The organism is Curtobacterium sp. MCPF17_050 (assembly GCF_003224435.2).
GTDB lineage: Bacteria > Actinomycetota > Actinomycetes > Actinomycetales > Microbacteriaceae > Curtobacterium.
The window spans coordinates 2,766,203-2,779,252 of the sequence record NZ_CP126250.1; the positions used below are offsets into that span (position 1 = coordinate 2,766,203).

Sequence of the window (13,050 nt, forward strand, 5' to 3'; positions counted from 1 at the left end):
CTGGTTCACGTCGTGGTGCCGGTGGTCGTGCTCGTGTTCGTCGCCCGGGCGGCCGGCTGGGTCGCTGACAGGTCAGGCCGGACCGGCGCGGTGGTCGCACGAGGGCGTCACTGGACGTCCTCGTCGTCGCGCTGCGGGCCGCGCCAGCCCGCGACCGGCAGGCGGAACTTCGCCACCAGCCGGTCGGCGAACGGAGCGTCCTTGAGCCGCGCCACCCGCACCGGGTCCGGCGACCGGCGCACCTCGACCCGCGCTCCGGGAGGCAGGTCGTGCGTCCGGCGTCCGTCACACCACAGCACGCCCACGCCGCTCGTGCGCCGCAGTACCTCGACCGCGAGGACGCGGTCCGGACCGACCACGATCGGCCGGGAGAACAGGGCGTGCGCGCTCAGCGGGACCATGAGGATGGCGTCGACGTCGGGCCACACGACGGGGCCGCCCCCGGAGAAGGAGTAGGCGGTGGACCCGGTCGGCGTGGAGAACACCACGCCGTCGCACCCGAAGGAGGACAGCGGTCGGCCGTCGACCTCGGTCACGACCTCGAGCATGCGCTCCCGCGAGGCCTTCTCGACCGTCGCCTCGTTGAGCGCCCAGCTGGAGTAGACGATCTCGTTGCCGACCACCACGTCGACCTGCAGGGCGACGCGCTCCTCGACCTTGTACTCGCCGGTCAGCGCGCGTTCGACCGTCTCGGCGAGTCCGTCACGCTCGCTCTCGGCGAGGAAGCCCACGTGGCCGAGGTTGACCCCGACGATCGGTGCGGAGGTGCCCCGGGCCAGTTCGGCAGCGCGGAGGATCGTGCCGTCCCCGCCGAGGACGATCACGATCTCGATCTCGTCCGGGCGCACGTCGACGCCGAGGATGTCGACCTGTCCGACCGACGCTTCCGCTCGGCGGACGTCGGCGTACTCGTCGAAGGGCATCACCGGGGTGAGGCCGGCGGCGTGGAGGATGTCACAGACCTCGACGGCGGCGTCGATCGAGTCGCGCCGCCCGGTGTGCGAGACGAGCAGGATGTGTCGTTCGTCGCTCATGGAGCTCCCTCCGCCAGTTCCGTCGCCCGGACGATCCATTCTGTCGGGTTCTCCCCGCGACCCCGCTGGAGACGCGCGAGGTACTCCTGGTTGCCGTGCGTGCCGACGATCGGCGACGGCGCCAACCCGGCCGTCCCGAAGCCCAGGTCCCACGCTGCCCAGAGGACGTTCATGAGGGCGTCCTGCCGCAGCGACGCGTCGCGGACGATGCCCTCGCGGATCCCGGTGCGGCCCACCTCGAACTGCGGCTTCACGAGGAGGACGAAGTCGTCGGCGGGCACGGCCTCGACCAGTGCCGGAAGGACCATGCGGAGGCTGATGAACGACAGGTCACCGACCACCAGGCTGGTGTCCGCCGCGGCCGGGTCGAGGGCGAGGTAGTCGCTGCTCGTGAGGTTCCGGGCGTTCACCCCCTCCACCACCGCCACACGGTCGTCCAAGGCGATCTCGGGAGCGAGCTGGCCGTGTCCGACGTCGAGGGCGACCACACGGGCCGCGCCTCGCGACAGCAACACCTGGGTGAACCCGCCCGTGGAGGCGCCGACGTCGAGCACGGTCCGCCCGCTCGGGTTGACGTCGAACGCGTCGAGTGCGGCGACGAGCTTGAGCGCAGCGCGGGAGACCCATTCGTCCTCGGCGTCCACCGTGACGTCGGACGCAGCGGTCACCGGCGTCGACGCCTTCACCACCGGCACACCGTCGACCGTGACACGTCCGGCCTGGATCAGGGCAGCGGCGGCCGTGCGGGAGCGAGCGAGGCCCCTGGCAGCGACGGCCGCGTCGAGGCGTTGCGTGGAGGCGCGGTCGCCCGTCGCTGGCCTGTCACCGGTCGCTGCTGTGTTGCCGGTCTGTGCTGCGTTGCCGGTCTGTGCTGCGTCGCTGGTCTGTGCTGCGTTGCCGGTCTGTGCTGCGTCGCTGGTCTGTGCTGCGTCGCTGGTCGCTGCCGTGGCATGCTCTCCGGGGCGGGGCGTCGACGACGTGAGCGGCGCCCCCTGGTCACGGGCTGTGCCGCGGTCAGGCACGTGCGGCCCCGCCCTGCTCGAGCCGGGTCCGGAGGTCGTCGTGCAGGGCTGAGAAGGCGTCCGCACGCTCCGCGAGTGGCATGGCCTCCACGGCCTCGGCACGCCGTCGGAGGTCGCCGCCGAGGTCGCCGGATCCGCCAGCTGCACGCACGGCACCGTCCGCTGCAGGATCGTCGTCGCCGGTCGGCGTGCTGCTCGCCGCGCCGTTCTGCGATCCCATCCCCAGCGGCTCGTTGAGCGCCTCCGCGCCCAGCGCCTCCGTGTCCAGCGCCCCCGTGTCCAGCGCCTCCGTGTCGTTCGTCGGGGCGACGGGTCGCGGCGGACCGGGCACTGCACGCGGAGCTACCGGAACGGCCCGCGGGGGTCCTGGGACGGCCCGTGCAGTGGGGAGGACCGGCTCGGCAGCGTCGTCGGTCCGGGCCTGTTCCACGCCCGTCACGCTACTCGCCGCCGTACAGCTTCGGGTCCACGTCCAGCCCGTAGATCGCCAGTCCGGAGTCCCAGATCGCTGTCGCGCCGGCACGCAACAGGTCCATGTCGTCCGGTCCGACTCGTTCGGCGCGGACGACGTGACCTCGCATGCTCACCGTCGATTCGCCGACCGTGACCCGGCGCGTGCCGTCCCGGTCCTCGTGCCGGATGGTCACCGGGTACGGCTCGTGCAGACCCCGGAGGTCTCGGAGCACGTACGTCGGTCGCGACCGCTGGTCCGCTGCGAGCACCTGCTTGGGCTGATCGATGCCGGTGAGCACGAGCACGCTCGGGATGCCGGCGTCGTTCGCGCCCTTGATGTCGGTGTCCAGTCGGTCACCGATGAAGAGCGGGCTCGCACCACCGAACCGAGCGAGGGCGGCGTCGAAGATCGGCCGCTCGGGCTTGCCCGCGACCACCGGCATCCTGCCGACGGCCTGGTGCACGGCCGCCACGAGCGTGCCGTTGCCGGGCGCGATGCCGCGCTCGACGGGGATCGACCAGTCCATGTTGGTGGCCACCCACGGTACGGAGGCGTCCGCCAGCGCGAAGGACGCCTCGGCGAGCTGCTTCCAGCCGAGCTCCGGGGCGAAGCCCTGGATGACGGCAGCCGGGTGGTCCTCCGCGCTGTCGGTGACGACGAAGCCGGCCTGTTCGACGATCGTCGTCAGGCCGAGCCCACCGATCACGAGCACGGTGGAACCCGCCGGAACCAGCGTCGCGAGGAGCCGCGCACCGGCCTGGGAGGACGTCACCACGTCGTCGGCGGTGACCTGCAGACCGTACTGCTCGAGGTGTTCCGCGACGTCCACCGGGCGCCGCGACGCGTTGTTCGTGATGTAGCCGACACGCGCCGTCGAGGCGGCCCGGGTCAGGGCCTCCACGGCGTGCGGAACAGCGTTCCGTCCACGGTAGACGACGCCGTCGAGGTCGGTGAGGACCACGTCGACGCCGTCCACCGGCGGCCGAGGGGTCTCAGCCTGCTGCGGAGCCGTCGATGTCCCGCGGGTTGTCCTCGTCGCGCTCTCCGAGGTCGTCCCCGGCGACGCCGTCGGATTCGTCGTTCCCGAGGGTGCTGACGTACCCGTTGCCGGGCTCGGCGTCCCCGAGCTCTGCGTCGTCGAGCTCGCCGTCCTCGAGTCCGGAGTCGTCGGACTCGTCGCGTCCGGGCTCGCTGTCGAACCCGTCGTCTTCGAGCGCTTCCTCGACCACATCCACTGTCTCCCAAGCATCGTCTTCAGCGGCCTCGGCGAGAGCCTCGGCCGCGCGGTCGACACGGGCCCACCATTCGTCGGCCTCGTCCTGGCGGCCGAGCTCCTCGAGCGTGGCCGCGTAAGCACTGTAGAGCGCCGGTGACCAGCTGTAGGCCGTAGACGGGTCGAGCTGTGGAATCTCGAGTTCGCCCAGCGCGGCTGTGGGGTTCCCGAGGTCGAGCCGGGCTCCGGACATCGCGATCGCGAGTTCCACCTGCACCGGCGTCTCCAGGGCGGCGCGGTCGACCGAGCGACCCAGCTCGAGCGCACGCTCGGGTCGGCCGAGGCCGCGCTCACAGTCGACCATCATCGGCAACTGGTCGTTCCGGCCGGAGATGCGTCGGTACGTCCGGAGTTCCCGGAGCGCCGTCGCGAAGTCACCGAGCCGGTACGCCGTGATCGCAGCCGTCTCGCGGACGACGGCGACGCGGCCGGCACGACGAGCCGCGCTGAGGGCGTGCTGGTTCGCCAGCTCCGGGTCGGTGTCCACGAGCATCGCGGCGGTGACGAGGTGCCGGGCAACCCAGTCAGCGTTGTCCTTGCTCAGCGTCTTCAGCTCGGCACGCGCGGCGGGGTGCAGGTCACGCGCCTGGATCTCCTCGGGGATCTCCGGGTCATCGTGCCGCGGCCGGATCGACCGGGTGCCGTACGGGTCGCGGTCTTCCCAGTCGTCGCGGGCCGCCTCGCCGAACCGCGCGCCGGCCGAGCGCGAGCCGTCTCCGAACCGCTTCCGGTCGGCGCCGTCGCGGCCCGGACGGTCGTCGTCACGGCGCGGACGCCCTCCGTCGCGGAACGGACGATCGCTGTCACGCCGGGGCCGGTCGTCACCGCCGCGGAAGGGACGGTCCGGACCACCGGAACGAACCGGCCGGTCTCCGTCACGGCGCGGACGGTCATCGCCGCCACGGATGGGGCGGTCACCGTCACGACGCGGGCGGTCATCGCCACCACGGAAGGGGCGGTCAGACCCGCCGGAGCGGTAGGGGCGGTCACCATCGCGACGCGGCCGGTCATCGCCACCACGGAACGGGCGGTCAGACCCGCCGGAGCGGTAGGGGCGGTCACCGTCACGACGCGGCCGGTCGTCGCCACTCCGGAACGGGCGGTCACCGTCACGACGGCGACGGTCATCGCCACCACGGAACGGACGGTCGCCGTCACGGCGGGGGCGATCTTCACCACCGCGGAACGGACGGTCTCCGTCTCGACGCGGCCGGTCGTCGCCACCGCGGAACGGACGATCCGAGCCCCCGGAGCGAACCGGGCGGTCACCGTCACGACGGGGTCGGTCGTCTCGACCACGGAAGGGACGGTCACCATCACGACGCGGACGGTCGGACGAAGGGCGGTCCGATCGCCACGAGGGGCGGTCCGAGCGCGCTCCACCCTCACGGAAGTCACGACCAGCCGGCCGCCGATCCGACGACTCGTTGGAGGGACGACCGGCGCCGCGACGGTCATCGCCACGCTGCCCCTCGCGGCGTTCGAAGTCGCGAGGTCCGGACGACCACCCACCGCGGTCACCGCTCCGCTGCGGACCGCCGTCGCGTCGAGGCCGGTCCTGACGGTCGCCGTCGCGCCCGTCTCGTCGCTGTTCGTCGTCGTTCGCCACCGTAGCTCCTCGTTGCGTGCCGAGATCAGATGTCCCGACGGTCGTCCGCTGTGTCGTTGTGTGTGGGCTGTGCAGCTCGCCCTGCGTCAAGTCCATCACGAACCCAGCGCAGAGTCGACCTGTGGAGCACCCTGAGAATGAGAAATGGCCACCGACCCTCACGAGAGCTCTCGCTCTCGATGGAGGGCCGATGGCCACATCTGTGAAAAGAAGTCCGGCGGCGTCCTACTCTCCCACAAGGTCCCCCTTGCAGTACCATCGGCGCTGAGAGGCTTAGCTTCCGGGTTCGGAATGTGACCGGGCGTTTCCCTCTCGCTATGACCACCGGAACAATTTCGACACTCCAACAAGGAAGCTTCGAAACCGTTCCGCGCATGCGCGGTGTTCAGTTTCAGTTGCTCCCGATCGTCTGTCGGGAACCACAAAGTGGACGCGAGCCCCACACCCGTAAGGGTGTGGGTAAAAAGTGTGTGTCAAGTCTTCGGCTTATTAGTACCGGTCAGCTCCACGGGTCGTTAGTCCCCGCTTCCACATCCGGCCTATCAACCCAGTAGTCTGCTGGGAGCCTCTCACACTCAAGGTGCATGGAAATCTCATCTCGAAGACGGCTTCCCGCTTAGATGCTTTCAGCGGTTATCCGGTCCGAACGTAGCTAATCAGCGGTGCCCTTGGCAGAACAACTGACACACCAGAGGTTCGTCCATCCCGGTCCTCTCGTACTAGGGATAGATCTTCTCAAATTTCCAACGCGCGCAGCGGATAGGGACCGAACTGTCTCACGACGTTCTAAACCCAGCTCGCGTACCGCTTTAATGGGCGAACAGCCCAACCCTTGGGACCTACTCCAGCCCCAGGATGCGACGAGCCGACATCGAGGTGCCAAACCATGCCGTCGATATGGACTCTTGGGCAAGATCAGCCTGTTATCCCCGAGGTACCTTTTATCCGTTGAGCGACAGCGCTTCCACAAGCCACTGCCGGATCACTAGTCCCGACTTTCGTCCCTGCTCGACCTGTCAGTCTCACAGTCAAGCTCCCTTGTGCACTTACACTCGCCACCTGATTGCCAACCAGGTTGAGGGAACCTTTGGGCGCCTCCGTTACTCTTTGGGAGGCAACCGCCCCAGTTAAACTACCCATCAGGCACTGTCCATGAACCCGATCAGGGTCCTACGTTAGACATCCAAAGTGACCAGAGTGGTATTTCAACAATGACTCCACGAACACTAGCGTGCCCGCTTCACAGTCTCCCACCTATCCTACACAAGCCACTCCGAACACCAATACCAAACTATAGTAAAGGTCACGGGGTCTTTCCGTCCTGCTGCGCGTAACGAGCATCTTTACTCGTAGTGCAATTTCGCCGAGTTCGCGGTTGAGACAGCTGGGAAGTCGTTACGCCATTCGTGCAGGTCGGAACTTACCCGACAAGGAATTTCGCTACCTTAGGATGGTTATAGTTACCACCGCCGTTTACTGGGGCTTAAATTCAGAGCTTCGCCGTGAGGCTGACCCTTCCTCTTAACCTTCCAGCACCGGGCAGGCGTCAGTCCGTATACATCGTCTTGCGACTTCGCACGGACCTGTGTTTTTAGTAAACAGTCGCTTCCCACTGGTCTCTGCGGCCTTCAACGCTCACGGAGTGAATCCGGTCACGTGTCCGGCCCCCCTTCTCCCGAAGTTACGGGGGCATTTTGCCGAGTTCCTTAACCACGATTATCTCGATCTCCTTGGTATTCTCTACCTGACCACCTGAGTCGGTTTCGGGTACGGGCGGCTGCAACCTCGCGTCGATGCTTTTCTCGGCAGCATAGGATCACTGATTTCCCCTGACGGGTACGCGTCGGATCTCAGGCGTACAGACGACGGATTTGCCTATCGTCAGCCCTACATCCTTACACCAGGTTCACCTTACGGATACCATCGCCTGGCTCAGCTACCTTCCTGCGTCACACCTGTTCATACGCTAACCGCACCAGCATGGGGTCGAGCGTTAGACCGGCCCGTCTCACCCCGAAGGGATCAACAAGTGCCGGGTTAGGACTCTTAGCACCACTGGATTAGCTTGGGCGGTTGTTCGCCGGTACGGGAATATCAACCCGTTGTCCATCGACTACGCCTGTCGGCCTCGCCTTAGGTCCCGACTTACCCAGGGCGGATTAACCTGGCCCTGGAACCCTTGGTCTTTCGGAGGACGGGTTTCTCACCCGTCTTTCGCTACTCATGCCTGCATTCTCACTCGTGTGGCGTCCACGGCTGGATCACTCCGCCGCTTCACTCGCCACACGACGCTCTCCTACCACTCCGCACGACTGAACCACGAAGGCTTGTCTATGTGCGAAATCTACAACTTCGGCGGTGTGCTTGAGCCCCGTTACATTGTCGGCGCGGAATCACTTGACCAGTGAGCTATTACGCACTCTTTCAAGGGTGGCTGCTTCTAAGCCAACCTCCTGGTTGTCTGTGCAACTCCACATCCTTTCCCACTTAGCACACGCTTAGGGGCCTTAGTTGGTAGTCTGGGTTGTTTCCCTCTCGACGATGAAGCTTATCCCCCACCGTCTCACTGCTGCGCTCTCACTCACCGGCATTCGGAGTTTGGCTGACGTCAGTAACCTGTTGAGGCCCATCGGCCATCCAGTAGCTCTACCTCCGGCGAGAAACACGCAACGCTGCACCTAAATGCATTTCGGAGAGAACCAGCTATCACGAAGTTTGATTGGCCTTTCACCCCTATCCACAGCTCATCCCCTCCATTTTCAACTGAAGTGGGTTCGGTCCTCCACGACGTCTTACCGTCGCTTCAACCTGGCCATGGATAGATCACTTCGCTTCGGGTCTAGGACATGCGACTGAATCGCCCTATTCAGACTCGCTTTCGCTACGGCTACCCCACACGGGTTAACCTCGCCACATATCGCTAACTCGCAGGCTCATTCTTCAAAAGGCACGCCGTCACCCCTACAAAGGAGGCTCCGACGGTTTGTAAGCAAACGGTTTCAGGTACTATTTCACTCCCCTCCCGGGGTACTTTTCACCTTTCCCTCACGGTACTTGTCCGCTATCGGTCATCTGGGAGTATTTAGGCTTATCAGGTGGTCCTGACAGATTCACACGGGATTTCTCGGGCCCCGTGCTACTTGGGATACACATCCGGCCATAACACCATTTCGTCTACGGGGCTGGCACCCACTACGGCCCGGCTTTCAAACCGGTTCGACTATGATGCGCTGTAACCGTCCCAGTCCGGCAGAACTGAGCGACGTGTCCCACAACCCCGACCATGCAACGCCCGCCGGCTATCACACATGATCGGTTTAGCCTCATCCGTTTTCGCTCGCCACTACTCACGGAATCACATGTTGTTTTCTCTTCCTGTGGGTACTGAGATGTTTCACTTCCCCACGTTCCCTCTACCCGCCCTATATATTCAGGCGGGAGTCACCAGGTCGACAAGTCGCCTGGCGGGGTTTCCCCATTCGGAAATCCTCGGCTCACAGCTCGATTATCAGCTCCCCGAGGCTTATCGCAGATTTCTACGTCCTTCTTCGGCTCCAGATGCCAAGGCATCCACCGTTTGCTCTTAGAAACTTGACCACAAAGATTAAAATTGCGATCCAACGCCATGTTTCACGCCAACCCGAAAGCCGACGATCATCGATGACGCGAATCTAAAGATGCTCGCGTCCACTGTGTAGTTCTCAACATACGATCGGCACCACACTCCACCAGACACAACGCCTAGCCTCATGCAGCCCACCGAAGGACCTTGCGGCCCAACCCCCAACCACCGAACCCGCCTCCAAAAGAGACAACCCGACGATCAGGAAGCCTGGTCCCTCAGGACCCAACAACGTGCACCAGCCAACCCGCTTCCCCCCGACCCGTTCCAACCCAGACACCTCACAAAGAGACACCCGAGCGTACTGAGACCAGAAGACGCGCTCCCGACTGCACTGTCAATGTTCCACCCATGAGCTACCCGTCGGACACGTTCGGTCCGAACCGGGCGCCTGGACCAGCAACCAACCCACCACGACGGTGAGCAGCACTGACCAGATGCTCCTTAGAAAGGAGGTGATCCAGCCGCACCTTCCGGTACGGCTACCTTGTTACGACTTAGTCCTAATCACCGATCCCACCTTCGACGGCTCCTTCCACAAGGGTTAGGCCACCGGCTTCGGGTGTTACCGACTTTCATGACTTGACGGGCGGTGTGTACAAGGCCCGGGAACGTATTCACCGCAGCGTTGCTGATCTGCGATTACTAGCGACTCCGACTTCATGAGGTCGAGTTGCAGACCTCAATCCGAACTGAGACCGGCTTTTTGGGATTCGCTCCACCTTACGGTATCGCAGCCCTTTGTACCGGCCATTGTAGCATGCGTGAAGCCCAAGACATAAGGGGCATGATGATTTGACGTCATCCCCACCTTCCTCCGAGTTGACCCCGGCAGTCTCCTATGAGTCCCCGGCATAACCCGCTGGCAACATAGAACGAGGGTTGCGCTCGTTGCGGGACTTAACCCAACATCTCACGACACGAGCTGACGACAACCATGCACCACCTGTACACCGACCACAAGGGGGCGACCATCTCTGGCCGTTTCCGGTGTATGTCAAGCCTTGGTAAGGTTCTTCGCGTTGCATCGAATTAATCCGCATGCTCCGCCGCTTGTGCGGGCCCCCGTCAATTCCTTTGAGTTTTAGCCTTGCGGCCGTACTCCCCAGGCGGGGCGCTTAATGCGTTAGCTACGACACAGAAACCGTGGAAAGGTCCCTACATCTAGCGCCCAACGTTTACGGCATGGACTACCAGGGTATCTAATCCTGTTCGCTCCCCATGCTTTCGCTCCTCAGCGTCAGTTACGGCCCAGAGATCTGCCTTCGCCATCGGTGTTCCTCCTGATATCTGCGCATTCCACCGCTACACCAGGAATTCCAATCTCCCCTACCGCACTCTAGTCTGCCCGTACCCACTGCAAGCCCGAGGTTGAGCCTCGGGATTTCACAGCAGACGCGACAAACCGCCTACGAGCTCTTTACGCCCAATAATTCCGGACAACGCTTGCACCCTACGTATTACCGCGGCTGCTGGCACGTAGTTAGCCGGTGCTTTTTCTGCAGGTACCGTCACTTTCGCTTCTTCCCTACTAAAAGAGGTTTACAACCCGAAGGCCGTCATCCCTCACGCGGCGTTGCTGCATCAGGCTTTCGCCCATTGTGCAATATTCCCCACTGCTGCCTCCCGTAGGAGTCTGGGCCGTGTCTCAGTCCCAGTGTGGCCGGTCACCCTCTCAGGCCGGCTACCCGTCGTCGCCTTGGTGAGCCATTACCTCACCAACAAGCTGATAGGCCGCGAGTCCATCCCCAACCAAAAAATCTTTCCACCACCAGGCCATGCGACCAGTAGTCATATCCAGTATTAGACGTCGTTTCCAACGCTTATCCCAGAGTCAGGGGCAGGTTACTCACGTGTTACTCACCCGTTCGCCACTAATCACAGGAGCAAGCTCCTGATCATCGTTCGACTTGCATGTGTTAAGCACGCCGCCAGCGTTCGTCCTGAGCCAGGATCAAACTCTCCGTAAAAAATTACAACCAACACCGAAGTGCCAGCGAGTTGATCTTGACTGTTGACTGTCTACTGACAATCTTCAATCCAAAAGGAATTGCTTCATGACCCGACCGGTAAAAAACCGACCAGGCACGAGGTCAATAAAATTGGCATTGACAATGTGCACGCTGTTGAGTTCTCAAGGACCAGACGCACTCCCCACTCCACACCACCAGGATGCTTCGCCAGAGAGGCTGTCGCTCTCGATCCCACCGATGTCGTCGAACCCGCCAACACAAAACGTGCAGTCAGATCCAGTGGCTCATCCCGAAGGAGAGAACCGGTGGAGTAGTCATCCTAAGCGTCGAAGCGACCCAGCACAAGGCCAGATCTGAACTCCAGTGGAGGATGGTCCCACTTGAGGGCCGACGTGCTCTGGGCTTCCGCTCCAGCCGCTCCGCCGCACCTTTGGGGTGACGAGGGATTACTTTACGCAGCCCCCACACCCACCACCAACCCACCCCACATCCCGGGCGTGTCGCACCATGCAACACCGGTGCCGCTCGGCGCTGAGCACCCCGCTACCAACCAGCAATCACCCGCCGGATCCGGGCCAGGGCTCACGGCTCACGGCTCACGGCTCACGGCTCACGGCTCACGGCTCACGGCTCACGGCTCACGGCTCACGGCTCACGGCTCACGGCTCACGGCTCACGGCTCACGGCTCACGGCTCACGGCTCACGGCTCACGGCTCACGGCTCACGGCGAGTGTGCATCACCTCGAGCTCGTTCGCATCGACTCCTTTGCGCCTCCGGATCGAGGTGGCCCGTTTCCTCGAGGAGACGTCAGGCACAGGCGATGATCGCCGCGGCTGCCGTCCAAGGGACGTCGACGTTCCGTCGGATCGAACTGCAGCCCCGCGTGGAACCACATAGGGATCCGACCGTCGAGAGCCGGCGCATCCGACGACTCCCTGGCGACGGACGACGGACGACGGACGACGGACGACGGACGACGAACAACATCACCATGGCGACCATTCGGACCCGTTCCGTCTCGCGCTGCATGCCGACCCGCTCAGTTCGTGGTGCGCGGCTCTGGTGAATCCGTGTTCTGTCCGGCAACTCATCGGCCCAGCACTGCACCGCTGAGCAACTCGGGTGAGCGCTCGACTTGCGGCCCCGATCTTGCTGAGCGGGCAAAACGCACCCGCGTTCTCGGCCGATGAAACGGGCGGCTGTCTCCCGAACCAAGGACCTTCCTCTCACGGTGAAGGTCTCGAACCTCCGGGACGAGAGCACCGGGATGCACCGGAGACCGGACAACGTCCTTGGAGGCCGATCACGAGGCCGCACTCCACCTCGGCCGAGCGCGCAGCGACCGACAACTCGGCATGGCCGTCGTCCGCGATCGAGATCGCCGGCCCCAGCTCTCGGGGCGCCGGCGCATCGCTCATCCGTCCGAGTGTCCGACGACAGCATGACCGGACAGCCAAGACCGGTGCGATCGATCGCCGCCTTCATCTCCCCGTGACGCCGCACCACCACTGGCCGCGGACCCAGACCGAGCACGCATCGTTGCGCTACTCCGGACCACTCGAGCTGCTGATCACGCCCACAACGCGCCACCCGACCCGGGATGACCGGAGCCGGCAGCAGGACCGCTGAGAAGCAAGGGGTTCCATCGCGACAGCTGACCTCGACCCGCACGGAAGTACTCACTCCGGTAGCGACGAACGCCCTCGGGTAGCCCCACACAGCGAGTGGGGCAAGACGCTCGTCGACGGCGTGCTGTTCAGCCGGCGTGTGGGGACGCGAAAGAGCCCCTGACCGGGGTGGGCATTGCTGCTCACCCCGGTCAGGGGCTCGATCGTTCTGTGAAAAGAAGTCCGGCGGCGTCCTACTCTCCCACAAGGTCCCCCTTGCAGTACCATCGGCGCTGAGAGGCTTAGCTTCCGGGTTCGGAATGTGACCGGGCGTTTCCCTCTCGCTATGACCACCGGAACAATTTCGACACTCCAACGAGGAAGCTTCGAAACCATTCCGCGCATGCGCGGTGTTCAGTTTCAGTTGTTCCCGATCGTCTGTCGGGAACCACAA

The 13,050-nt window shown here is 64.1% G+C and carries 5 protein-coding genes and 4 rRNA genes; all 9 read right to left on the minus strand.

All coding sequences use genetic code 11. The features are described from left to right. Nucleotides 1-107: 107 nt before the first annotated feature. The 9 genes from DEJ34_RS13195 to rrf (DEJ34_RS13235) all read right to left on the minus strand — a co-directional run bounded on the left by DEJ34_RS13195 (nucleotide 108) and on the right by rrf (DEJ34_RS13235) (nucleotide 12,954). Nucleotides 108-1,034: an NAD kinase gene (locus DEJ34_RS13195; protein WP_110825825.1), complete on the minus strand. Its 927-nt coding sequence runs from the start codon at nucleotides 1,032-1,034 to the stop codon at nucleotides 108-110. Then, nucleotides 1,031-2,056 carry a TlyA family RNA methyltransferase gene (locus tag DEJ34_RS13200; RefSeq protein WP_110911038.1) on the minus strand — a complete coding sequence of 342 codons (1,026 nt, stop codon included), beginning with the start codon at nucleotides 2,054-2,056 and terminating at the stop codon, nucleotides 1,031-1,033. Before DEJ34_RS13200 ends, DEJ34_RS13195 begins: the two co-directional genes overlap by 4 nt. Next, complete coding sequence (locus tag DEJ34_RS13205) at nucleotides 2,049-2,276, minus strand: hypothetical protein (protein WP_146236887.1); 228 nt, start codon at nucleotides 2,274-2,276, stop codon at nucleotides 2,049-2,051. Before DEJ34_RS13205 ends, DEJ34_RS13200 begins: the two co-directional genes overlap by 8 nt. A gap of 220 nt (nucleotides 2,277-2,496) precedes the next feature. Beyond that, nucleotides 2,497-3,471 carry an HAD-IIA family hydrolase gene (locus DEJ34_RS13210; protein ID WP_258368279.1) on the minus strand — a complete coding sequence of 325 codons (975 nt, stop codon included), beginning with the start codon at nucleotides 3,469-3,471 and terminating at the stop codon, nucleotides 2,497-2,499. Between the two features lie 31 nt (nucleotides 3,472-3,502). Next, nucleotides 3,503-4,276, minus strand: a complete 774-nt coding sequence (locus DEJ34_RS13215) for a tetratricopeptide repeat protein (RefSeq protein WP_258368280.1) — start codon at nucleotides 4,274-4,276, stop codon at nucleotides 3,503-3,505. 1,328 nt (nucleotides 4,277-5,604) lie between these two features. Beyond that, nucleotides 5,605-5,721, minus strand: a 5S ribosomal RNA gene (rrf, locus tag DEJ34_RS13220). A gap of 140 nt (nucleotides 5,722-5,861) precedes the next feature. Next, nucleotides 5,862-8,989: ribosomal RNA gene (locus tag DEJ34_RS13225) — 23S ribosomal RNA — on the minus strand. Nucleotides 8,990-9,462: 473 nt separating this feature from the next. Beyond that, a 16S ribosomal RNA gene (locus tag DEJ34_RS13230) occupies nucleotides 9,463-10,984 on the minus strand. A gap of 1,853 nt (nucleotides 10,985-12,837) precedes the next feature. Continuing rightward, a 5S ribosomal RNA gene (gene rrf, locus DEJ34_RS13235) occupies nucleotides 12,838-12,954 on the minus strand. The 16S, 23S and 5S rRNA genes sit together here, the layout of an rRNA operon. Nucleotides 12,955-13,050 lie beyond the last annotated feature (96 nt).